18 protein-coding genes are annotated in these 24,432 nt (G+C 36.0%); 14 read left to right on the plus strand and 4 right to left on the minus strand.

Annotated features, from left to right (window positions below; all coding sequences use genetic code 11):
* Positions 1–109 precede the first annotated feature (109 nt).
* The 13 genes from ilvB to yihA all read left to right on the plus strand — a co-directional run bounded on the left by ilvB (position 110) and on the right by yihA (position 18,616).
* Positions 110–1,825 carry an acetolactate synthase large subunit gene (ilvB, locus tag ACTXGU_RS06560; RefSeq protein ID WP_443480694.1) on the plus strand — a complete coding sequence of 572 codons (1,716 nt, stop codon included), beginning with the start codon at positions 110–112 and terminating at the stop codon, positions 1,823–1,825.
* Complete coding sequence (gene ilvN, locus ACTXGU_RS06565; RefSeq protein ID WP_443480695.1) at positions 1,822–2,340, plus strand: acetolactate synthase small subunit; 519 nt, start codon at positions 1,822–1,824, stop codon at positions 2,338–2,340. Before ilvB ends, ilvN begins: the two co-directional genes overlap by 4 nt.
* Before the next feature lie 52 nt (positions 2,341–2,392).
* A complete protein-coding gene (gene ilvC, locus ACTXGU_RS06570) occupies positions 2,393–3,415 on the plus strand; it encodes a ketol-acid reductoisomerase (RefSeq protein WP_443480696.1) in 1,023 nt (340 codons plus the stop codon).
* Positions 3,402–4,943 carry a 2-isopropylmalate synthase gene (locus ACTXGU_RS06575; RefSeq protein ID WP_443480697.1) on the plus strand — a complete coding sequence of 514 codons (1,542 nt, stop codon included), beginning with the start codon at positions 3,402–3,404 and terminating at the stop codon, positions 4,941–4,943. Before ilvC ends, ACTXGU_RS06575 begins: the two co-directional genes overlap by 14 nt.
* 235 nt (positions 4,944–5,178) lie before the next feature.
* On the plus strand, positions 5,179–6,279 hold the full coding sequence (gene leuB / locus ACTXGU_RS06580) for a 3-isopropylmalate dehydrogenase (RefSeq protein ID WP_443480698.1): 1,101 nt from the start codon (positions 5,179–5,181) through the stop codon (positions 6,277–6,279).
* 108 nt (positions 6,280–6,387) lie between these two features.
* Entirely contained in the window at positions 6,388–7,797 is a 1,410-nt protein-coding gene (gene leuC / locus ACTXGU_RS06585) for a 3-isopropylmalate dehydratase large subunit (protein WP_443480806.1), read from the plus strand.
* A 33-nt stretch (positions 7,798–7,830) separates the two neighbouring features.
* Positions 7,831–8,427, plus strand: coding sequence for a 3-isopropylmalate dehydratase small subunit (gene leuD, locus ACTXGU_RS06590; RefSeq protein ID WP_443480699.1), 597 nt, complete (start codon positions 7,831–7,833; stop codon positions 8,425–8,427).
* A 546-nt stretch (positions 8,428–8,973) separates the two neighbouring features.
* A complete protein-coding gene (locus tag ACTXGU_RS06595) occupies positions 8,974–10,002 on the plus strand; it encodes a tetratricopeptide repeat protein (RefSeq protein WP_443480700.1) in 1,029 nt (342 codons plus the stop codon).
* Positions 10,003–10,229: 227 nt separating this feature from the next.
* Positions 10,230–11,516: a trigger factor gene (gene tig / locus ACTXGU_RS06600; protein ID WP_443480701.1), complete on the plus strand. Its 1,287-nt coding sequence runs from the start codon at positions 10,230–10,232 to the stop codon at positions 11,514–11,516.
* 361 nt (positions 11,517–11,877) lie between these two features.
* Complete coding sequence (gene clpX / locus ACTXGU_RS06605; protein ID WP_443480702.1) at positions 11,878–13,143, plus strand: ATP-dependent protease ATP-binding subunit ClpX; 1,266 nt, start codon at positions 11,878–11,880, stop codon at positions 13,141–13,143.
* Positions 13,144–13,551: 408 nt separating this feature from the next.
* On the plus strand, positions 13,552–15,219 hold the full coding sequence (lonB, locus tag ACTXGU_RS06610; protein WP_443480703.1) for an ATP-dependent protease LonB: 1,668 nt from the start codon (positions 13,552–13,554) through the stop codon (positions 15,217–15,219).
* Between the two features lie 488 nt (positions 15,220–15,707).
* Positions 15,708–18,035, plus strand: coding sequence for an endopeptidase La (lon, locus tag ACTXGU_RS06615; protein ID WP_443480704.1), 2,328 nt, complete (start codon positions 15,708–15,710; stop codon positions 18,033–18,035).
* Complete coding sequence (gene yihA, locus ACTXGU_RS06620; protein WP_443480705.1) at positions 18,032–18,616, plus strand: ribosome biogenesis GTP-binding protein YihA/YsxC; 585 nt, start codon at positions 18,032–18,034, stop codon at positions 18,614–18,616. Before lon ends, yihA begins: the two co-directional genes overlap by 4 nt.
* A 181-nt stretch (positions 18,617–18,797) precedes the next feature.
* Here the strand turns inward: yihA and ACTXGU_RS06625 are convergent, their stop codons facing one another.
* Positions 18,798–19,283: a LiaI-LiaF-like domain-containing protein gene (locus ACTXGU_RS06625; protein ID WP_443480706.1), complete on the minus strand. Its 486-nt coding sequence runs from the start codon at positions 19,281–19,283 to the stop codon at positions 18,798–18,800.
* 258 nt (positions 19,284–19,541) lie between these two features.
* On the opposite strand from ACTXGU_RS06625, the gene ACTXGU_RS06630 reads away from it, so the two are divergent.
* Positions 19,542–19,874: an ATP-binding protein gene (locus ACTXGU_RS06630; RefSeq protein WP_443480807.1), complete on the plus strand. Its 333-nt coding sequence runs from the start codon at positions 19,542–19,544 to the stop codon at positions 19,872–19,874.
* Between the two features lie 3 nt (positions 19,875–19,877).
* Here the strand turns inward: ACTXGU_RS06630 and ACTXGU_RS06635 are convergent, their stop codons facing one another.
* The 3 genes from ACTXGU_RS06635 to ACTXGU_RS06645 all read right to left on the minus strand — a co-directional run bounded on the left by ACTXGU_RS06635 (position 19,878) and on the right by ACTXGU_RS06645 (position 24,368).
* Positions 19,878–22,172, minus strand: a complete 2,295-nt coding sequence (locus ACTXGU_RS06635; protein ID WP_443480707.1) for an MMPL family transporter — start codon at positions 22,170–22,172, stop codon at positions 19,878–19,880.
* Positions 22,172–22,873, minus strand: a complete 702-nt coding sequence (locus ACTXGU_RS06640; protein ID WP_443480708.1) for an AAA family ATPase — start codon at positions 22,871–22,873, stop codon at positions 22,172–22,174. The genes ACTXGU_RS06635 and ACTXGU_RS06640 overlap by 1 nt, the downstream gene beginning before the upstream one ends.
* A gap of 427 nt (positions 22,874–23,300) precedes the next feature.
* Positions 23,301–24,368, minus strand: coding sequence for an AvrD family protein (locus tag ACTXGU_RS06645; RefSeq protein ID WP_443480709.1), 1,068 nt, complete (start codon positions 24,366–24,368; stop codon positions 23,301–23,303).
* Between the last annotated feature and the right edge of the window lie 64 nt (positions 24,369–24,432).

Here is a 24,432-nt window from a genome sequence, read left to right on the forward strand (position 1 = left end):
TTAGTAAACAATGGAGGTGAAAAGGCTTTTTTTATGAACAATAGTCTTTAATTTAGTCATACTACAAGATTCCTTAACTAAATTACTTTTTATAAGGGGGTTAAACAAAATGTTACAGGAAACTGCCTTTGACAAAACAAAGGCTAATGCAAAACCGTTAACTGGTTCAGATCTCTTGTTGCAAGCATTGGAAAAGGAAAATGTAGAATTTATTTTTGGTTATCCAGGTGGTGCAGTACTGCCGATCTACGATAAAATTTATGATTCTAAAATATTTCATGTATTGCCGCGTCATGAACAAGGAGGCATACATGCTGCTGAGGGTTATGCAAGAATTTCGGGTAAACCTGGTGTTGTCATAGCGACAAGTGGGCCTGGTGCTACAAATATAGTAACAGGACTTGCAGATGCGATGATGGATTCATTGCCATTGGTTGTTTTTACAGGGCAAGTTGCAACAGGCGTTATTGGAACAGATGCATTTCAAGAAGCAGATATATTAGGGATTACTACGCCGATAACTAAATATAATTGTCAAATTAGAAGCTTGGAAGAAATTCCGAAAATTGTAAAAGAAGCCTTTTATATCGCAACAAGCGGAAGACCTGGTCCAGTATTAATCGATATTCCGAAAGACATTGCGGCAACCATTACAGAAGTGCCGGAAGAGCAGGAAATTGATTTGCCAGGCTACCAACCGACTACACAACCAAATTATTTGCAAATTCGCAAATTAACCGAAGCAGTAAGTGCAGCGAAAAAACCTGTTATTTTAGCAGGTGCAGGTGTAATTTTTGCAAAAGCAAATAAAGAATTAAAACAATATGCAGAACAGCAGCAAATTCCAGTGGTGCATACATTGTTAGGCTTAGGAGGATTCCCAGCTGACAATAATTTATTTGTTGGAATGGGAGGTATGCACGGTATTTATGCAGCTAATATGGCTTTATATGAATGTGATTTGCTAATTAATGTCGGCGCAAGATTTGATGATCGATTAACTGGAAATTTAGCACATTTTGCACCGAATGCAATTAAAGCACATATTGATATTGATCCTGCAGAAATTGGTAAAATTATTCCAACGAAAATTCCAGTTGTAGCAGATGCAAAAGAAGCTTTAGTGGAATTGATTAAACAAGATGGTAAAAAACCAGAACATAATGAATGGTTGGAGAAAATAGAAGGTTGGAAAAAAGAGTATCCTTATTATTATGAAAATTCTGATTTGTTAAAACCGCAAAAAGTGTTAGAACTATTGCATGAAAAAACAGAAGGAAACGCGATTGTCACAACAGACGTTGGCCAGCATCAAATGTGGACAGCACAATATTATCAGTTCAAGGAAGCGAACAGATGGGTTACATCTGGAGGCCTTGGGACAATGGGATTCGGGTTGCCTTCTAGTATTGGAGCTCAATTAGCAGATCCAGATGCAACGGTTTTAGCGATAAGCGGTGATGGTGGATTCCAAATGTGCAGCCAAGAGTTAGGGCTGATTAAAGAATTAAACTTACCTATTAAAATAATCATCCTTAATAATCAGGCCTTAGGAATGGTAAGACAGTGGCAAGAAATCTTTTATGATTCCCGTTTCTCTCATAGTAAAGAATCTGTACAGCCATCCTTTGTTAAACTTGCAGATGCATACGGCATAAAAGGTTATCAAATTACTTCAGAAGAAGAGGCGGAATCGATTCTTGACGAAGTACTCAACGTAAGAGAGCCAGTTTTACTTGAATTCCGCATCGATCCTAATGAAAATGTGTATCCAATGATCGCACCTGGCAAAGGTTTACATGAAATGGTAGGGATGAAGCCATGAAGAAAATAATTAGTTTAACTGTTTTAAATAAATCTGGTGTGCTCAATCGCATTACTAACTTGTTTTCTAAAAGAAATTATAATATTGAAAGCATATCTGTAGGTCATACAGAGAATGAAGGAATTTCCAGAATCACTTGTGTTGTTCATGTAGATAATGAAAGTGTAGTGGAACAAATTACAAAACAATTGAATAAACAAGTGGATATTTTAAAAGTAGTGGATATTACCGATCAGTCCATTGTTGCACGTGAACTGGCATTAATCAAAGTGCTGGCTACACCACAAACTAGACATGAACTGTACTCGTTAATTGAACCTTTTAGAGCATCAGTAATTGATGTCAGCAAAGAAAGCATTGTTATTCAAATTACAGGTGAATCAACAAAAGTGGAAGCATTTATTGAATTGCTTCGACCATACGGTATTAAAGAATTGGCGAGAACGGGCACAACCGCCTTTCCTCGCGGCTCGCAAAAAAGCGTAAATTCTAAAAATACTTTTTCAATCGTTTAAGCAATTTATTAAAATAAAAAAATTAACTTACATTCGAAAGGGAGAATAAAAAATGGCTAAAATGTATTATAACGGAGACGCAAACTTAGGATTCTTAGAAGGAAAAACTGTAGCAGTAATTGGATATGGTTCACAAGGACATGCACATGCTTTAAATATGAAAGACAGCGGCGTAAATGTAATCATTGGTTTAAGACAAGGTAAGTCTTGGGACAAAGCAGTAGAAGATGGCTTTAACGTATATCCTGTTGGAGAAGCAACTGCAAAAGCAGATATCGTAATGATTCTTTTACCAGATGAGCTACAAACAAAAGTTTATAATGAAGAAATTAAACCAAATCTTACAAACCAACCATTAATGTTTGCGCATGGATTCAACATTCACTTTAACCAAATCGTTGCACCAGAAGCTTGTGACGTATTATTAGTAGCTCCAAAAGGTCCAGGACATTTAGTGCGCAGAACATATGAGCAAGAAGCAGGTGTACCAGCATTATTCGCTATCTACCAAGATGTTACAGGTGAAGCAAAAGAATTAGCATTAGCTTATGCAAAAGCAATCGGTTCTTTACGTGCAGGTGCATTAGAAACGACTTTTAAAGAAGAAACAGAAACAGATTTATTTGGTGAACAAGCTGTTCTTTGTGGTGGATTAACTGCACTTGTAAAAGCTGGTTTCGAAACATTAGTAGAAGCTGGATATCAACCAGAGCTTGCATACTTTGAGTGTTTACACGAATTAAAATTAATCGTTGATTTAATGTATGAAGATGGAATGGCTGGAATGAGATATTCTATTTCTGATACTGCACAATGGGGCGACTTTGTTACTGGACCAAGAATCGTAACAGAAGATACGAAAAAAGCAATGAAAGCAGTATTAACAGATATTCAAGAAGGAAAATTTGCTAAAGGCTGGATTTTAGAAAACCAAGCAAATAGACCAGAATTTACTGCAATCAACAACAGAGAAAGTGAACATTTAATTGAAAAAGTTGGTAAAGAACTACGTGCAATGATGCCATTTGTAAGAAGCTCTAAAAAGAAAGAAGTGGTAGGTAGTGTCCAAAATTAAGATTTTTGATACAACATTAAGAGATGGAGAACAATCACCAGGAGTAAATCTAAATCTTGCTGAAAAAATATTAATTGCCGAACAATTAGAAAGATTAAATGTCGATATTATTGAAGCAGGTTTTCCTGCCGCTTCTAAAGGAGACTTTACGTCTGTGCAAAAAATTGCACAGACGGTTAAAAATTGTTCTGTTACAGGGCTTGCAAGAGCAGTGCAATCTGACATTGATGCAGCATGGGAAGCGTTAAAAGATGGAGCAGAACCAAGACTTCATGTGTTTATTGCAACTTCTCCTATCCACCGTCAATATAAATTGAAAATGTCAAAAGAACAAGTAGTGGAAAGAGCGGTAGCAGCTGTTAAATATGCTGGGCAAAAATTTCCGATTATCCAATGGAGTGCGGAAGATGCATGTAGAACAGAGCTTCCATTTTTAGCGGAAATTATTGAAGAAGTAATTCAAGCAGGTGCTAATGTAATTAATATTCCAGATACCGTTGGATACATAAATCCATATGAGTATAGTGAGATTTTTAAGTATTTAAAAGCAAATGTTCCATCTTTTGATAAAGTTTCTTTCTCAACGCATTGTCATGATGACTTAGGAATGGCAACAGCTAATTCATTGGCAGCGATTGAACATGGTGCAACACAAGTGGAATGTACGATTAACGGCATTGGGGAAAGAGCAGGAAATGCGTCCCTTGAAGAAATCGCAGTTGCGCTTCATATTCGCAATGACCACTATAAAAAGAATACTAGAATCAACTTAAAAGAAATCAGCAGAACTAGCAGCCTTGTTAGCGAGCTGACAGGTATGGTTGTTCCAGGCAACAAAGCAATTGTTGGACGCAACGCTTTTGCTCATGAATCAGGAATTCATCAAGATGGTGTGTTAAAGGAAAAATCGACTTATGAAATTATTTCACCTGAATTGGTTGGCTACGAGTCAAATAACAACATGGTATTAGGTAAACACTCAGGCAGTCATGCTTTTAAAACTCGTCTTGCTGAATTAGGATTAAAAGTAGACGATAGTGATGTAAAGGAATTATTTATCGCATTTAAAGAATTGACTGATCACAAAAAAGAAATAACAGATGAAGATATTATCGCCATTGTGTTAGAAAAGAAGCTGTCTAAAGAAGAAAAATATTATGAGCTTGTAGATGTTAAGGTTAATCATGATGAAGAAAATTCAGCAGTAGCTTCTATTAAGCTTTCAGGTGCCAAAAATGAATTAATTGAACAAACTGGCACTGGTTCGGGTAGTGTGGAAGCACTTTATAATACATTGGAAAAGGCGATAAATGGTGATTCTAAGCTGTTGGATTACCGAATCCAATCATTAGGCGGCGGAAGAGACGCATTAGCGCATGTGTTTGTACAAGTTCGTTATGAAAACACAGAATCGAACGGGCGAGGACTTGACCAAGACGTGTTGGTTGCTTCTGCAAAAGCATACTTAAATGCAATTAATAGAGTGATATTAGCAAAAGAACAAACAGTTGAAATTGTAAATAACTAGTTCTTTATCAGATTAACAGGCAGTATCATCATTCGATTGAGGATGGGAAGTTAATTGCCCGTAAACCTGATTTGTACAACTACCCATCTGTGAAGAAAACAGCTTTACAGATGGTAGTTTCACTTTTAGTGGATGTTCAAAAAGTCATCGAAAGATAGCGACGATTCTCTTCGTTGGATTGCTTCTCATTTGTTACCTTTTTGAACACACACTTTTATGGAAAGGGCGAAAAGTAATGAAAAAGAAAATCGCTGTATTACCTGGTGATGGCATTGGACCAGAAATCGTACAAGGTGCCATTGAGATTTTACGAGTGATCGAAGAAAATTTTGAACATCAATTTGACTTTAAATTTGGAAACATCGGTGGAAGTGCTGTTGATATAGATGGAAGTCCGTTGCCGGATGCAACAATTGAACTATGCAAAGAAAGTGATGCGGTTCTTTTAGGAGCGGTTGGTGGACCAAAATGGGAAACACTGCCGGTTCCTCTTCGTCCAGAGCAAGGGCTTTTGAAAATAAGAAAAGAATTAAATCTTTTTGCAAACTTAAGACCTACTACTTATTATGCAAGCTTAGCAGATTCTTCTCCATTACGTAAGGAGATCATTGAAGGTGTCGACTTGCTTATGGTAAGAGAACTTACTGGTGGAATTTACTTCGGAAAACCGAGTGAAAGAACAACGGTTGACGGAAAACCTGGTGCTGTTGATACATTAGTATACAGCAAAGAAGAAATCACAAGAGTAATTGAAAAAGCATTTCAGTTAGCAAGTACACGGGATAAAAGAGTGACATCAGTAGATAAAGCAAATGTACTTGAGTCAAGTAGATTATGGCGCGAATGTGCAAACGAAATCGCAGAAAAATACCCGGATGTTACATTAGAGCATATGTTAGTGGATAATGCAGCGATGCAGCTGATAAGAAATCCAAAACAATTTGATGTCGTTGTGACAGAAAATATGTTTGGAGATATATTAAGTGATGAAGCATCTGTGCTGACTGGTTCATTAGGAATGCTTCCATCTGCTAGCATTTCCGAAGAAGGTCCATTTTTATATGAACCTATTCACGGTTCTGCACCAGATATCGCTGGACAAAATATTGCTAACCCACTTGCAACTATTTTATCTGCTGCGATGCTTTTACGTGTATCGTTCCAATTGGAAGAAGAAGCAGATTTAATTGAACATGCGGTAAATCAAGTATTAAATAATGGATTCCGTACAAAGGATATTATTTCACCAAATACAAAAGTTGTTTCTACAACTGAAATGGTAGAAGAAGTGAAAAAAGTAATCTTATCTCAAGTAGCAGACAAATTAAAAGCTTAATGAGTGCAATAATAAATAGATAAAACCAATATTTTATAATGGCAGAATAAAAGGATTTTATTATATAGTATAGAATATGCAATAAGATAATGAAGAAAGTGAGGGATGATGGTGGGAAAATCAATTATTGAAAAAATATGGGAAAAGAATACTGTCTATAAAGAAGAAGGTAAACCAGATTTGCTATATATTGATCTTCATCTTGTGCATGAAGTAACATCTCCTCAAGCTTTTTCCGGTTTAAGAATGAAAAATCGTAAAGTGAGAAGACCTGATCGTACGTTTGCAACAATGGATCATAATGTTCCTACTCTTAATCGTTTTCAAATAGATGATGAAGTCGCATTAAATCAAATGACGACGTTAGAAAAAAACTGTTTGGAGTTTAATGTGCCGTTAGCAAATCTTGAAAGTCCCGACCAAGGAATTGTTCATGTAATTGGTCCGGAACTTGGTTTAACACAACCTGGAAAAACAATTGTTTGTGGAGACAGTCATACATCAACACATGGAGCGTTTGGAGCACTTGCTTTTGGAATTGGTACTAGTGAGGTGGAGCATGTTCTTGCAACACAAACACTTTGGCAAACAAAACCAAAAACGTTAAAAGTGGATGTAAACGGCAAGCTTGCAAAAGGAGTTACAGCAAAGGATGTTATCCTTTATGTCCTTTCTAAATATGGGGTTAACTTCGGAACAGGCTATGTGATTGAATATACTGGGGAAGTAATTAAAAACCTTTCTATGGAAGAAAGAATGACGATTTGTAATATGTCGATTGAAGGTGGAGCAAGAGCTGGTCTTGTTAATCCGGATGAAACAACTTTCAACTATTTAAAAGGCAGAAAATACGCACCAGAGAACTTTGATGCAGCAGTAAAAGAGTGGCAGGAACTTGTTTCTGACAACGATGCTGAGTATGACAAAGTGATTGAAATTGACGGAAATGATATTGCACCAATGGTTAGCTGGGGAACAAATCCTTCTATGACTGCAAAAGTGGACGAACAGATCCCAGCTTCTTCTGATTATAAAGAAGAAACAGATCGCCGTGCATTGCAAAGCGCCCTGCAATATATGGATTTAAAAGAGGGCCAGTCTATAACAGATATTAAAATTCAACATGTGTTTATCGGGTCTTGTACTAATTCCCGAATAGAAGATTTGCGACAAGCAGCAAGCATCATTAATGGACGTAAAGTTCAAGAAGGCGTTCGTGCATTAGTTGTTCCAGGATCACAAAAAGTAAAAAAACAAGCAGAAGAAGAAGGGTTAAATAAACTCTTTACAGAAGCTGGATTCGAGTGGAGAGATGCAGGCTGCAGCATGTGCCTAAGCATGAATAATGATATTGTTCCAAGCGGAGAACACTGTGCGTCAACATCAAACCGTAATTTTGAAGGCAGACAAGGTGCTGGAGCAAGAACACATTTAGTAAGCCCAGCTATGGCAGCAGCAGCCGCTCTAAATGGCCGCTTTGTTGATGTGAGAAAAGAGCAAGTAATCGAATTAGTATAGATCAAAGGAATAAAATAGCAAGGAGGGGGAAAAATGAGCGGATTTACTAAGTTGGTTGGAAAGGCAGCAGCGATGGATCGTGTCAATGTTGATACGGATCAAATTATTCCAAAACAATTTTTAAAACGTATCGAAAAAACAGGCTTTGGCCGATTTGCTTTTTATGATTGGCGCTATAAAAAGGATGGGGAACCAAATCCTGATTTTGAATTAAATTACCCTGAAAATCAAGGTGCATCTATTCTTATTGCAAATGAAAACTTCGGATGCGGTTCTTCTCGTGAACACGCTCCTTGGGCGTTGCAGGATTATGGATTCCAAGTAGTAATTGCACCATCTTTTGCAGATATCTTTTACCAAAACTGTTTGAAAAACGGCATGCTTCCTATTCGTTTGGATAGCAAAAAGGTCGAATATTTGTTGAATGCAGCAAAAAACCAGCCGTATTCATTACATGTTGATTTAGAAGAAGAGACAATTGAAGATGAAAAAGGGTTTAAAGAAAATTTTTCTATCCATCCTTATTGGAAAAAAATGCTTGTCAATGGCTGGGATGAGATTGAAATAACATTACAGTATGACGACGCAATTAGCGCATACGAAAATCGTTCATCTAAAGTTTCCGTATAAGTGAGATAAGAGTTTGTCCTTTGGGCAGACTCTTTTTCGTTCAGCTCATTTATAAACTAGAACGATTTGCGATTGTATGGTTTCTTGCATGAAAGGGAAAAAAAATGCTAAACTAGCTAAAAATGAGTGTTTAAAAAAAGACAATCAATTAGAAGCTTTAATTTGCTGTCTTTTTGATAAGGTAAGAAAGTATAAAAGTTTCACATTAGACGAGTGTCTAGCTCCGACGCCTAGCCCCTGTGAAAGATAACCTCTTGTCTCTAAAAATAAAAAACACTTTTTGAGCCAAGAGAACATTTATCTTCGGGGCTGGACAAGGCGCCTGCGCTTTTCTAAAAAAATGGCTCTGATTGTTGATTTTGGCACTATGTTGATCTTCGTTCTAGGCGTGAGACTCCTGCGGGAAAAGCGAGTCAGATGGAGACCCCACAGGCGCACAGCGCTGAGGAGGCTCCCGGACCGCCCGCGGAAAGCGAACGCCTCTCGCTGCAATCAACAGGCAAGTTTAACAGAGCCTAAAAAATAGAAACATTAGGCGGTAAGTAAATGAAAAAGCGGGATTTGAAAAAGAAAGATAATATCGTATTTTTCCCCGATTTAGATCAGCGGTTATTAGAAAAAGGTTTGGAAGCAATTCAAGAAAAAAATTATCATAAAGCTATTTCTTTCTTAAAAGAAGCATTGGAGCTAAATGCTGAAAATAGCGAAATACAAATTGGTTTAATTGTTTCTTATTATGAATTAGGGTCGTTGCATGAAGCAAAAGCTATGGCCAAAAATATGCTGGATCAGGGTTTAGGTGATTATATCCATGTACTTGATTTATATTTGATGATTCTTGTTCAACTGCATGAATATGCAGAGATTGTGACAACGATTGAAGTGTTGTTGGAAGATCATCAAATTCCAGCAAATAAAATAGAGCATTTTTCAAAAATGCTTGATTTTAGCAGACGGATGGCATTGAGTGAGAACGATCAAGCAAATGAACATGTAACAAGAAGCAAACATGCAATAGAAGAAAAATTAGACTTATCATCCATAAAAGACGAAAATGAACAAATGATGCTTATTGCAAAATTGGCCAATCAAAATATCCGTTCCTATATGGATGAGATAAAAGTGTATCTTTTATCAGAAGACGGAAGTCCATTTTTAAAAACGTTGCTGTTAAACATATTAAAAGAACAGGAATATGATAAAGAATTAACGGTTCATAAATTTAATAGAACAATAAACGTTATTCCAATCATGCTCGAAGATTTGCAGTCACAACCCCAATTTGAAGAAATTAATCATATATTAAAAGGAAATTTAGAGCATGAAGACCCTGTGCTGCTAGAAAATATTAAAGCGCTGCTAGAACGTCAATTTTTCCAATTATATCCTTTTAAGTTAGAGCGATTTTCAAATAAGGCATGGGCTGCTGCTTACCATTTTGTTATGGAAGAGTACTATGGACAAGAAAAGGGAATAGCTTCATATAGCAGTCTTTATGGTGTAAATGAAGCGGATATAGAAGAAGCAAAAACCTTTATAAAGAGCTTAGAGGAAATTTCTTACCCTAATATTTAGGCTAGAATGTTGAAACAACTAGAACCTATGATATAATGTAATGGTTGCATTTAGAAAATGCTAAAAATATTTTGACTGATAGATGGCTGCTTTTTCTATTATTTATGATGATAATAGGCATATCACTAAACATGTAGGTATGATTTTTACAAAATAATATAAAGCAGAATCTAAACAAAAGTTGGAAGTAATTAAAAGTAGAATAGATTGTTGGAGGGAAACATAGTATGTCAGCTAAATGGGAAGTTTTAGAAGGGAACCGTGGTGTCTTAACAATTGAAGTAGATGCTGAAAAGGTAAACGAAGGTTTAAATGAAGCGTTCAAAAAAGTAGTAAAACAAGTAAATATTCCTGGATTCCGTAAAGGGAAAATTCCGCGTGGAATGTTCGAACAACGTTTTGGGGTAGAATCTCTTTACCAAGATGCTATCGATATCTTATTACCAGAAGCATATGCTGGTGCAGTTGAAGAAACTGGCATTGAACCAGTAGATCATCCTGAAATCGATGTTGAGCAAATTGAAAAAGGAAAAGCGCTTATTTTCAAAGCTACTGTTGTTGTAAAACCAGAAGTAACTTTAGGCGAGTACAAAGGTCTTGAAGTTGAAGCAGTAAACACAGAAGTAACAGAAGAGGATGTAGATGCTGAAATTAAAGCACTACAAGAAAAACAAGCAGAATTAGTAGTGAAGGAAGAAGGAGCTGCTGAATTAGGCGATACAGTAGTAATGGATTTTGAAGGATTCCAAGACGGAGTTGCTTTCGAAGGCGGAACTGCTGAAAACTTCTCTCTTGAATTAGGTTCTGGCCAATTTATTCCAGGATTTGAAGATCAAGTAGTTGGTATGGCTACTGGTGATGTGAAAGAAATCGAAGTTTCATTCCCAGAAGAATATCATGCAGCTGAATTAGCTGGAAAACCAGCTACATTTAAAGTAACAATTCATGAAATTAAAGGAAAAGAACTTCCTGAATTAGATGATGAATTTGCTAAAGATGTAGATGAAGAAGCAGAAACTTTAGACGCATTAAAAGAAAAAATTAAAACACGTCTAGAAAATGAGAAAAAACATCAAGCAGAACATGCAGTACGTGATACAGTAGTAGAAAAAGCTGCTGAAAATGCTACAGTTGACATTCCTGAAGCAATGGTTAAAACAGAAATTGACCGCATGATGAACGAGTTTGAACAACGTCTTCAAATGCAAGGAATGAACCTTGAGTTATACTTCCAATTCTCAGGTCAAGATAAAGAAGCGCTTCAAGAGCAAATGAAAGAAGATGCTCAAAAACGTGTTCGTGTGAACTTAACATTAGAAGCAATCGTTCAAGCTGAAAACTTTGAAGTATCAGAAGAAGAAGTGATAGCTGAGCTAGACAAAATGGCAGAAATGTACAAAATGTCTGTAGATGCGATTACACAAGCACTTGGCGGCACTGAAAACTTAAAAACAGATTTAAAAGTGAGAAAAGCAATCGATTTTCTTGTGGAAAACAGTAAAACTGTTGCATAATAGAAGTAAGTAAAAAAAACTAAGGCGCGAATCAATCGTGCCTTAGTTTTATATTAGTAAGATGGAACATAGTATAAGTAATACCCATATTCTTTTTATCCTATTATGTACAGGAACCATCTATACTTCTAATTTTTCCAGGCTTAAATATTAGTAAATCTGGATATGCTTATAAGAAGTACATACTTTTATTTACTCGGATTTATTCGTTCGTTATTCCCAAGCTGTATCATTTCCTGTACATAGGCCATTGTGTTAAAATGCAATACATAACTGTTGTAAGATTTGTTTAATAAGAAGGTTAGAACGATTAATCCGAGGGATAAACATATACAAAGAAGTTTTTTTAAGGGGTGAAGACATGTTTAAGTTTAATGATGAAAAGGGACAACTAAAATGTTCCTTCTGTGGCAAAACACAAGATCAAGTTCGTAAGTTAGTTGCTGGACCTGGTGTTTACATTTGTGATGAGTGTATTGAATTATGCACAGAAATTGTAGAAGAAGAGCTTGGTACAGAAGAAGAAGTAGAATTTAAAGATGTTCCAAAACCTAACGAAATTCGCGATATTCTAGATGAATATGTAATAGGGCAAGATCAAGCGAAAAAAGCTCTTTCTGTCGCGGTATATAATCACTATAAACGCATTAATTCTAATAGTAAAATTGATGATGTTGAGCTTTCAAAAAGTAATATTGCTATGATTGGACCAACAGGAAGCGGGAAAACACTTCTTGCTCAAACGCTTGCAAGAATATTAAATGTACCGTTTGCGATTGCAGATGCAACTTCTTTAACGGAAGCGGGATATGTTGGGGAAGATGTTGAAAACATTCTTCTGAAACTGATCCAATCAGCAGATTATGATGTTGAAAAGGCCGAAAAAGGTATTATTTATATTGATGAAATTGATAAAGTAGCTCGTAAATCGGAAAACCCATCCATTACAAGAGATGTCTCTGGTGAAGGAGTGCAGCAAGCTCTCTTAAAAATCTTAGAAGGTACTGTTGCAAGTGTTCCGCCACAAGGTGGAAGAAAACATCCTCATCAAGAATTCATTCAAATTGATACAACAAATATTTTATTTATTTGTGGTGGAGCATTTGATGGAATTGAACCGATTATTAAAAGACGTCTTGGTCAAAAGGTAATCGGATTTGGTTCAGAAACAAAAGAGCCTGAAATCGAAGATAAAGATCTTTTATCAAAAGTATTGCCAGAAGACTTGCTTCGTTTTGGTCTAATTCCAGAATTTATTGGTCGTCTTCCGGTTATTGCGAGCCTTGGACAATTAGATGAAGAGGCACTGATTGAAATTCTAACAAAACCGAAAAATGCTTTAGTAAAGCAATACAAAAAAATGCTTGAATTAGATAATGTGGAGTTGGATTTTGAAGAGGGAGCTCTTAAAGAAATCGCTAAAAAAGCGATTGAACGTAAAACGGGAGCACGTGGTTTAAGATCTATTATTGAAGGCATTATGCTCGATGTAATGTTTGATCTCCCTTCCCGCGACGATATTGTGAAGTGTATTATTACTGAAGAAACAGTAGCAAATAACGCTGCTCCAAAACTTGTAATGGAAGACGGCACGATCGTCGAAAAAGAAACAAAAACATCTGCATAACAACAGTTATCGAAGGATACGGGGCTGTCCAATAAGGTCATGTTTATGACTTATTGGACAGCCTTTTTTTGGAAGTGGGGATAGGCGGCTCACACCTCCTTTATTTTGTATAGTTTCTATCTGTACAAAGCATTTCGGCTTTAAGTGAAAAAAATGATTAGAGAACGCTTCTTTTTTTCTTGGCTCTGTTAAACGATAATCTACGAGACTCCTGCCGAAAAATGGACTGACAAGACCCCACAGTGAGGTACGAACGGCACTGAAAAAGTGTTTTATTAGAATTTTTACACGGCATGAAACGGGAATCAATGCAATCTTCCATATTTTTTGCAAGAAAACTTGTTTATTCCAACTCATGGAAGGAGATACTACCATTTATCAGCATGATATTATTCAGGAGGTATGAAGATGAGTTGGACGGAGATTGCTTTATTTGTCCAATTATTTTTTGGCATAATAATTGGACTTTACTTTTGGAATTTACTTAAAAGTCAACGAACACAAAAAGTATCGATTGATCGCGAATCAAAAAAGGAAATGGATCAATTGCGAAAAATGCGCTCCATCTCGTTAACAGAGCCTTTATCGGAAAAGGTTCGTCCTACTAGCTTTGCAGATATTGTCGGCCAGGAAGATGGAATTAAATCTCTGAAGGCTGCGCTTTGCGGTCCCAACCCTCAACATGTGATTATATACGGACCACCTGGAGTAGGGAAAACAGCAGCTGCTAGACTTGTGTTAGAAGAAGCAAAAAAAGCTCAGAAGTCTCCTTTTCGAATGAACTCTGTATTTGTTGAGTTGGATGCAACGACAGCAAGATTTGATGAAAGAGGAATAGCAGATCCTTTAATTGGTTCGGTTCATGACCCGATTTATCAAGGTGCTGGCGCGATGGGACAAGCAGGGATACCACAGCCAAAGCAAGGCGCGGTTACGAATGCACATGGAGGCGTATTGTTTATTGATGAGATAGGCGAGCTGCATCCGACCCAAATGAATAAGTTATTAAAAGTGTTGGAAGATCGTAAAGTATTTCTTGAAAGTGCGTACTACAATGAAGAAAATACGCAAATACCTTCCCATATTCATGATATTTTTAAAAATGGTCTGCCTGCTGATTTTCGGTTAATTGGGGCAACAACGAGAACTCCTAATGAAATACCGCCGGCTATTCGTTCCCGCTGTATGGAAGTATTTTTTCGAGAATTAACGAAAGAGGAAGTAGTGAAGATTGGTCAAAAAGCTGCTGATAAAGTCAAGCTGACGATTAGTGATCATTCATTGGAAATATTAGCTGAATATGCAAGAAATGGAAGAGAAGCTGTTAATATTATTCAAATCTCTGCTGGACTGGCTATAGGTGAAGACAGAAGCTTTATTAAAGAGGAAGAATTAGAGTGGGTTATTAATTCTAGTCAGCTTGTGCCGCGAATGGAAAGAAAAATTAACAAAGAATCATCTGTTGGCTCTGTAAATGGTTTAGCCGTATATGGAACGAATATCGGAGCGCTGTTGGAAATAGAGGTTACCGTTATTCCAGCTAAGGAGAAAGGTTCTATTAATATTACAGGCATTGTAGAAGAAGAAAGCATCGGAGGACAAGGAAAATCAATTAGAAGAAAAAGTATGGCAAGAGGGTCTATTGAAAATGTAATTACTGTTCTTCGTTCGATGAATGTACCGGCAGATCAATATGATATTCATGTAAACTTTCCGGGTGGTGTACCAATTGATGGTCCATCTGCAGGTATATCAATGGCAGCAGGAATTTATTCTGCCATTTATAAATTTCCAATTGATCGTAAAGTAGCTATGACAGGTGAAATAAGTATACATGGTAAGGTGAAGCCTGTTGGTGGTGTGCTTGCAAAAGTGAAAGCTGCCAAAAAAGCAGGAGTGCAAAAAGTAATTATTCCAAAAGAAAATATGCAATCCGTACTGCAGGAAGTCCAAGGAATTACGCTCATTCCAGTTACGACAATAACAGAAGTATTGGATCATGCTTTAATTAAAGAATCGTTAAAAGAAGAAGCAATACAAGCAACAATAGACATAACAAAGAAAAAAAGTATGTAATGAAGAAAAATGTTCATTTTCCTCAGAAAGTGTTATTTACTTTCAGAGGAAAAGGGTTTTATTATTCATAAGGGCTAGGAGCTGTAGCTGGACAAAGCGAAAGCGCCTTGATCAGCCTTGTAAAAAAGCTTTAATTTTCCTCACAATAGGGAAAATTAAAGCTTTTTTAAGTAATGTGTTATTCAGTATTTTGAAAAATGAATAGGAAAGTTTTCCTAACTATAAAAATTGATTTATAATAGAGGAATATCCTTTAGAAATATATTTTTTTATGACATATTAAATGCAGTTTGTTAAGATACTAACACTATCTTCTATTTTTAGTGAATATGGAAAAATACTAGGAATTTAATATTGAGAAAGAAAAAGTATTATGCTGCATATCATCATTATAACCCTAGTTAATAGACACTTTTTCATAAATAAGATAGAATTGTACAAAGTATTAGAAATGTAAAGGAATTTTTTATAGCTGGAGGTGCAACGTGATGGAGGAAATCAAGAATACAATTGTCCCCCTCCTGCCGCTTCGAGGTTTGCTTGTTTATCCAACGATGGTGCTACATTTAGATGTAGGCCGTGATAAATCGGTGCAGGCACTTGAAAAAGCAATGGTAGATGACCATTTAATTTTTTTAACCATGCAAAAAGATATGGATATGGATGATCCTTCTGAAGAGGATTTATACAAAATAGGTACATTAACAAAAGTAAAACAAATGTTAAAGCTGCCAAACGGTACGATAAGGGTATTAGTAGAAGGGCTTAAAAGAGCTGAATTTCAGGAATTAATAGAAGAAGATGGGTATTTTGCTGCAAGCTTGCAAATATATGAAGAAGATACTTCCAAGAACGTGGAAGATGAAGCATTAATGCGCACGATGCTGCAATATTTTGAGCAATACATAAAAATTTCAAAGAAAATATCAAATGAAACATATTCTGCTGTATCAGATATGGAAGAGCCAGGAAGAATGGCCGATATTATTGCTTCCCATTTACCAATTAAATTAAAAGAAAAACAACATATTCTCGAAACGTTTGAAAATAAAAAAAGAATCAATTATGTGATTGATATTATTCACAATGAAAAAGAAGTCCTAAATTTAGAAAAGAAAATAGGACAGCGTGTAAAAAAATCAATGGAAAGAACGCAAAAAGAATATTATTTGCGAGAACAAATGAAAGCTATTCAAAAGGAACTTGGCGATAAAGACGGCAAGAGTGGAGAAGTAAGTTCACTCACAGAAAAAATTGAAGCAGCCGGTATGCCAGAACATGTAAAAACAACGGCTTTAAAAGAGCTGGACCGATATGAAAAAATACCTTCTACTTCTGCTGAAAGCTCTGTTATTCGCAATTATATTGAGTGGTTAATTGCATTGCCTTGGTCAAAAGCGACAGAAGATGATTTAAATATTGTCAAAGCAGAAAAAATCTTAAATAAAGATCATCATGGACTTGAAAAGGTTAAAGAAAGAGTGTTAGAGTATTTAGCGGTGCAAAACTTAACCAATTCTTTAAAAGGACCTATTTTATGTTTAGCAGGACCTCCGGGAGTCGGGAAAACAAGCTTAGCTCGTTCTATTGCTAAATCTCTGAATCGTCATTTTGTGCGCATTTCTTTAGGGGGCGTTCGGGATGAATCAGAAATAAGAGGACATCGCAGAACATATGTAGGAGCAATGCCTGGCAGAATCATTCAAGGAATGAAAAAAGCTGGAACAATCAACCCGGTATTTTTATTAGATGAAATTGATAAAATGTCAAACGATTTTCGCGGAGATCCTTCGGCAGCGATGCTGGAAGTATTGGATCCAGAACAAAATCACAACTTTAGCGATCATTATATTGAAGAAACATATGATCTTTCAAACGTGATGTTTATCGCAACTGCGAATAACTTAGCAACGATTCCAGCTCCACTAAGGGATAGGATGGAAATTATTTCGATCGCTGGCTATACAGAGCTTGAAAAAATACACATCATAAAAGACCATTTATTAGCAAAACAAATTAAAGATCATGGTTTAACTAAAGGTCAGCTTCAAATAAGAGAAGATGCAATTCAACAAATTGTCCGCTTATATACGCGGGAAGCAGGCGTACGTGGTCTAGAAAGACAAATAGCAACCATTTGCCGGAAAACAGCGAAAATAATCGTATCTGGTGAAAAGAAAAAAATTATTTTAACAAGCAAAAATGTAGAAGAGTTTCTCGGCAAACCGAAATTTAGATTTGGGAAGGCTGAAGAGGAAGATCAAGTTGGAGTGGCAACAGGTCTTGCTTATACAACGGTCGGCGGTGATACGCTGCAGATAGAAGTATCATTAGCACCTGGAAAAGGGAAGTTAGTGTTAACAGGTAAATTAGGCGATGTAATGAAAGAGTCCGCTCAAGCAGCATTCAGTTATATCCGCTCTAAATCTGAGGAACTTGGGATTGATCCAAAGTTTCATGAAAAAAATGATATTCATATCCATGTTCCAGAAGGTGCTGTACCAAAAGATGGTCCTTCTGCGGGAATTACAATGGTTACTGCTCTTGTTTCTGCTCTTTCTGGCAAGCCAATCAGAAAAGAAGTCGGGATGACAGGGGAAGTAACATTAAGAGGTAGAGTGTTGCCGATTGGTGGATTAAAGGAAAAATCATTGGGCGCCCATCGTGCTGGTTTAACCACCATTATTTTACCAAAAGACAATGAGAAAGACTTGGAAGATATTCCAGAAAGTATACGTGAGGATCTTGAATTTATTCTTGTATCCCATGTAGACGAAGTATTAAAACATGCTCTGAACGGAAGTGTACATTCTTGAAAGTAAATAGTGCAGAAATAGTTATTAGTGCTGTAAGGCCAAACCAATATCCTGATGCAGATATACCAGAATTTGCATTAGCAGGTAGATCAAATGTAGGGAAATCCTCGTTTATTAATAAAATGCTTGGAAGAAAAGCGCTAGCTCGCATTTCCTCCAAGCCTGGTAAAACACAAACATTAAATTTTTATTTAATTAATGAAATGCTTCATTTTGTAGACGTTCCTGGATACGGATACGCAAAAGTTTCGAAAAAGGAACGGGAAGCATGGGGGAAAATGCTTGAAACGTATTTCACATCAAGAGATCAGCTGAGAGCGGTTATTTTAATTACTGATCTTCGCCATCCCCCAACAAAAGACGATATATTAATGTATGATTTTTTAAAGCATTATAATATCCCTTGTGTCATTATCGCGACAAAAGCGGATAAAATATCCAAGTCACAATGGCAGAAGCATTTAAAAGTAACAAAAGAAACATTCGATTTAAGCGAAGACGATTATTTGATTCTTTTCTCTTCTGAAACAGGCGAAGGAAAAGATAAAGTATGGTCGCTGCTGCAGTATTTGGCGAAATAAGCGCCAGCGGTTTTGGTTGATAAGGAATCAAAATAGATAAAGTTTTAATTAATGGTGAGTACTTAATCGGTGCTCATCATTTTTTTATATAGTAGAGGAAAAGCTTTGAGCAGCAAAAAAAGAAAAAGCAGTCACTAAAAAGAAATTTTTAGTGGCTGCTTACATCTGTAATGAAAAATAGTTACTTCTTCCTTGTAAGCAAATAATACGCTCCTAGAAGCAGGAAAAGAATAGGTATAATTTTATTCATTGTATTTGTACTTATTTTTAAAAATCCTAGTGATTTTAATATGTCTTGGTTAAATAATAAAAAGATGGCTAACAACAAAAATAATAGTCCATTCATCATGCCTTGTCCCGATTTTTGTTGTTGCAGTATAAATCCTAATGCAATAATTAATAAGAATGTGCCAGTATGATCTGGCCAAATGGCAAGTTTATTCACTAAATGAAAATGAAGTCCGAAACCAGTCAACACCACACCAGGTAAAATCGAACCGTGATCTTTTCCCCAATATCCTTGAAATAAAAAAGCGATTCCGACAATCAATAATAATGTTGGCCAAACAAAAAGTGATGAAAGAGATGGAATTGGATATTCTTTTAAAAGAATATATAATCCAAAGCCGATTAATATCATGCCAGAGAATAGTTTTTGCGTTTTCATTTTTTCCTCCGCTTCCAGTAACTTAAACTGAATCCGAAAGATATTGTTACTATACAAGGAGTAAACATAAATCTTCCTGTTAATCAGAATTACTTGTTTTTTTGTCTCGTTTGATAGGTATAAGGAGTCAGCGTATCTTTGCTCCCTTAGTTCATTTCGACACGAAGGGGAAGGAATCCTTTTTTTGTTGCTCCGCCTCATGTCCTTTGTTTTTTCATTTTTATTTTATTCCTCCTTGAATTTATTAATAGAAAGAACATAAGGGTATTTGTAAATTTATTCAGTAATACTGTTAGGTACGGTGCAAATGAAGAGCTAAAAATCGATATGAATGGGTATATAAAAGGGGAGTATGCCTTTTTTGTCATCGAAGATAATGGGATAGGTGTTCCAGATCACGATCTTGATTTCCTTTTTCAGCGTTTTTTCTCAGTCGATAAATCGCGTCAAAGCAAGGCGGGAGGAATGGGGCTTGGTTTGGCAATAAGATTCTCGATTCCTATTGATAGAGGAAGTTTCTCTTGGAAAAAACAAAACAAGCGTTTGGTTCACTTGCTTTACCTCGCTTGTTTTGTCTTTACGTTCAATTAAAGTTTACTTTGTTGCCATTTGATTTAATGATTCCTTACGTTCGTCAACAACCCTTTTCTTTCTAAATGGCATCCACCAGTTCCGTTTTCCAAGTAAAGCCATTGAAGCTGGAACCATGATAAATCGAATAATGGTGGAATCTACCAAGATGGCGACGGCCATTCCAAAACCAAGTGTTTGGATGGGAAGCATATTTGAGAAGGCAAACCCACCGAAAACGGCAATCATTAATAGTGCTGCACCTGAAATCAGCGGTCCTGTTTTATTAAGCCCTAGTGCCACGCTATCTGTATTGTTCCCTGTTTTTTCATACAGTTCTTTTACGTTGCTAAGAAGTAATACTTCATAATCTGTACTAAGTCCAAATAACAGAGAAACAAGTAGAATAGGAACGAAATTCTGTATATAGCCATTTGCATCAACATGGAACAATGATGCACCATGACCATCTGCAAAAACGAACACAAGGATTCCATATGTTGCTCCAATGGACAGCAAGTTCATCATAATGGCTTTAAGTGGCAAAAATACACTTTTGAATGTGAAGAACAAAATGATATAGCCAATGACTAGCATGCTGGCGATAGCAGGAATAAGACCATCAGAAATGACACGATTCGTATCAATCCCTTCAGATGTTGGCCCACCAACAGAAACGGTTAAATCATTAGGTTTATTGGCTTTATCTGTATAGTTATCTTGGATATCTTTTACTAACCGAGCACTTTTTTCTGAAGCGGAATATGTCCCAGTACTAACATCAATCACCATAGTATTTTGTTTATCATTTAAATAACGTTTAATAGCAAGCTGATCTGTTTGCGGTAATTGCTCATATTGCTTACTTAAGATTGTTTTTATTTGATCAGGATCATTCGTGTTTAATACGGTAAATAATGAATAAATATTTTCAACATTTTTTGACTGGCTAATTTTCTTGTTTAATTTATTTATATACTCTAGGTTTTCTTCTGAAGCTATATTTCCTGATTTACTTTGGATCACAATACTAATTGGATTGGTTGCGCCGCGTTCAAATTGTTTTTCAATAAGCTGATAACCTTGTCTCACTAAAGATTCACTTGGCAAAATTCTTACATCAGGGGTGAAGGTTTTTAAATTTTTAGCTGGAAACGCACAAATTGCGATTAGTATAAGAGAAACGAACAAGAAAAAGAGTGGTTTCTTCATAACTCCTTTCGTGAAGCGGTACCAACCCGTTGTTTCAGGTTGAGATTTCTCTTTAAACCAAGGAAGTGTTAAACGATTAATGTTATTTCCAAGAAGATACAAAATAACTGGCATTAATAAAAGATTTGTGATAATGGACATCGCAACAACAACAATTGAACCTATTGCAATAGATTGAATGGCCGACAAGTTTACAAGAAATAGTGATGACATTGAAGCAATAACTGTTAAACCTGAAAAGAAAACGGTTCTACCTGCTGTTTTCAAAGTAGTTTTTATAGCTAAAAGCTTATCTTTTGTCTTTAATTCGTCTTTGAATCGACTAACCATAAATAAGGTATAGTCAATTCCTATTCCCATCCCAAGCATGGTGACCGCATTTGACACGAATGCCGATAACTCCATATGTGATGCGATAAAATAAAGGATGCCTAAACTCATGACTACGGATGCCATTGTTACGAGTAGAGATGTCAGGGCTGAAACAACACTTCTAAAAATAAAAAGCAGCACGATAAAAATTAACGGCATAACAAATATTTCTACTGAGGCTAATCCCTTTTGACTATAAACAGTGGTATCACCCCAAACAGCGGAAATCCCAACCAAATAAGCTTTGGCCTGTTCTTTGTTTGCAGCATGATCAAGCCGCTGTTCCATATCTGGAAGGTTGTTTATTGCATAACCTTCTTTCGTTTTCAAACTAACAAATCCAATGCTTGTATGCTTATCTTTTCCTGTCATACTCGCAAGGGCTTCAGACGGTGCATCGAGTAGTGTATAAATGGATTCGATCCCATCTTCTTTTTCTAAATGTTGAACAATCTTTTTTAGTGTATCATTGTAAGCTTCCGTACCAACTTTGTTGTGTTTATCTTGAACAACGAGTGTAAGTGAGGTCTCTCCACGCCCTGTAAAACCTTCTTTCGTCGCTTGTTTAGCGGTTAGCGATTGGGAGTTGTCGACATCCCATCCTCCCCCGCTTAATAGAGGTGTAACTTTTGTTCCGAACATTCCCCCAGAAACAATCAATATTAAAAATAACATCGCCATAAAAAAACGATATTTTTGCAAAAAAACGCCTAATCTATCTAAGAATTTATTCATTATATACCCACCTTATAAGAGAGTCTTGTTCTTTCTGTAGCTATGCTTATAGCCTCTTCATAACTCATCATACATTTTAAATTTAACCTATCAACTATCTGCTTAAGCCTATTCTCAAGAGATCCATGGACTACTAAATAATCGATGCCAAGTTCTTTTATCGTATCCAATAGTAAATCATTGCAAATTGATCGAAAAGTTTCACTCTGAGGTCGATGACCGTCTCTAACTAAAGGGAATTCAATAGGTAAATGAATGAATATATCATAGTAATCTTTTGCATAGGTTTTAACTATATTACCAAAGCTGTCAATAAAACCATTTAGTACTTTTTTATATGGTAAAATTGCAATTCTTGATATAGCTTTTTTGATGTAATTGTTTCCCATATAAATATCATATTTTAATCTAGCAAGACCATAAATATATTCATGAATGGAAGATCCATCAGTAACATAGCTACCAACTATATTATTTTCATTTATGGCTCGCTCAACAAATCTACGTATTCCAAGTTCATATAATTCAAATATAGTACATTCTTCTAATTCTTTACCCGGTGCATAAACTGGGAGCAATTCTCTCATTGTACGTGCATAAGATCTGTTAATACCAGTTAATGCCGATAAAGCTTCTGTTGTAGTAGTTTTTCCAGAAGAATAGGAGCCTGAAATAGCTACTTTTATAGGTTGATTCATCATTAAATTCCTTCCTTTATTTTTTTATTGGCTCTGTTAAATTCCATTGTTGATTTTCAAAAGGTCAGGGAATCCACTCCCTTTCCGCGGACATTCTTTCAAGCCTCCTCGCTCGTTCCTCGAGGTCACTGAAAAAGTGGACGCTATGAAATATAGATAGTGAAAATCCAAGCATTTCGAGGTTTTCGTTCGGTTTTCCGAGGCTTACCACACGCTTTTCGCGGGGCGAGCGCCGAGCGCCGAGCCTCCTCGTCGCTTTGCTCCTGTGGGGTCTCGCCTGTCTCGCTAATCCCGCAGGAGTCGTGTGGACGCCTCTCCTAACCAACATGATGGTCGTTTTCAAACTCTCTATACCATTTTCCTCCTATTAAATATAAGGGTTTTACCTATAATTTATATAATAAAACACTTCTTCAGTGACCTCCGTTCCTCACTGAGGGGTCTTGTCAGCCCGTTTTTCCACAGGAGTCTTGCAGATTTCCTTCCCATAAACAACATTATCGTTTAACAGAGCCTTTTTATTAGGAAGTTGATGTGCAACTTTAACTTTCAATTCAAAACCGCTTAAATTGGGTAATGTAACGCTAAACGTTCCTGTTCTCCACTCACTTCCTCTTAAATTTAAGCGTTTGATATTATTTACAGAAACAAGTTGATAAAAATCCTTAAGCGTTTTATACGGAGAATCATACTTAAGTTTAATTTCTCGCATCCACAAATTATTAGAATGTTGTCTATCAATTTGATCTAATTGGTAAAATAATGCTTGTATCTGTTGAGAAGCACAAACAAATATATCTACTAGTGTGTAACAAGGAAAGAACCCAGAAGACATACCATTATATGTACTAGAATCTAAATCTTTTTGGGTGATTATTTTTATTTTAGAAATGATTTCAAAATTATCTAAATCCACAATAGTCAATCCCACTTGTTGATCAAAGCACTTTAATAAATGGTCGTAACAAAACGAAATATAGTTTTCTAAGCTTTCTTGATAAAGACTGTTTCGGGCAGTTAACTCTTTTATGGGATGACCAATCTCCAATTTAATAGTCATATTACTAACTTTAGTTTCAAAAGTACTAGTAAAATAATTTTCAATCTTTGCTTTTGTCGTACCCATGTATTTAGAATGAATAGATATCTTATCTAAATGATTGGTAGCATTAGCACCAGATTTAATATGTACACCACAAATCCATAGTTTTTCTAAATCCTGTTTGGAGAAATTAAAAAGTTTACAGATAAAATTTTCACTCATGTGCAAAGCAATTAAAAACCCATCTAAAGTAGTTAAATGGGGATGGTCTGCGTTTTCTTTTTGTGACCATTTTCCTGAATAAAAAATGTTGCACAATGCACTTGCTTCATGATTAATTAAATTAAAATGAACATTATGGAAATGATGTTCTGCTAATCTAAAACCATAACTCAGGAATCGTTTTTTTGCATCACCAAGAATTTGATTAATATCTTTATACATGAGTATAGTCATATATCATCCTCCTTATTTAAAAACCTATATAAAACATATAAGGAAACGTTCTTGAAAACATCGG

It is taken from the genome of Niallia sp. 01092, assembly GCF_052318935.1.
GTDB lineage: Bacteria > Bacillota > Bacilli > Bacillales > Cytobacillaceae > Niallia.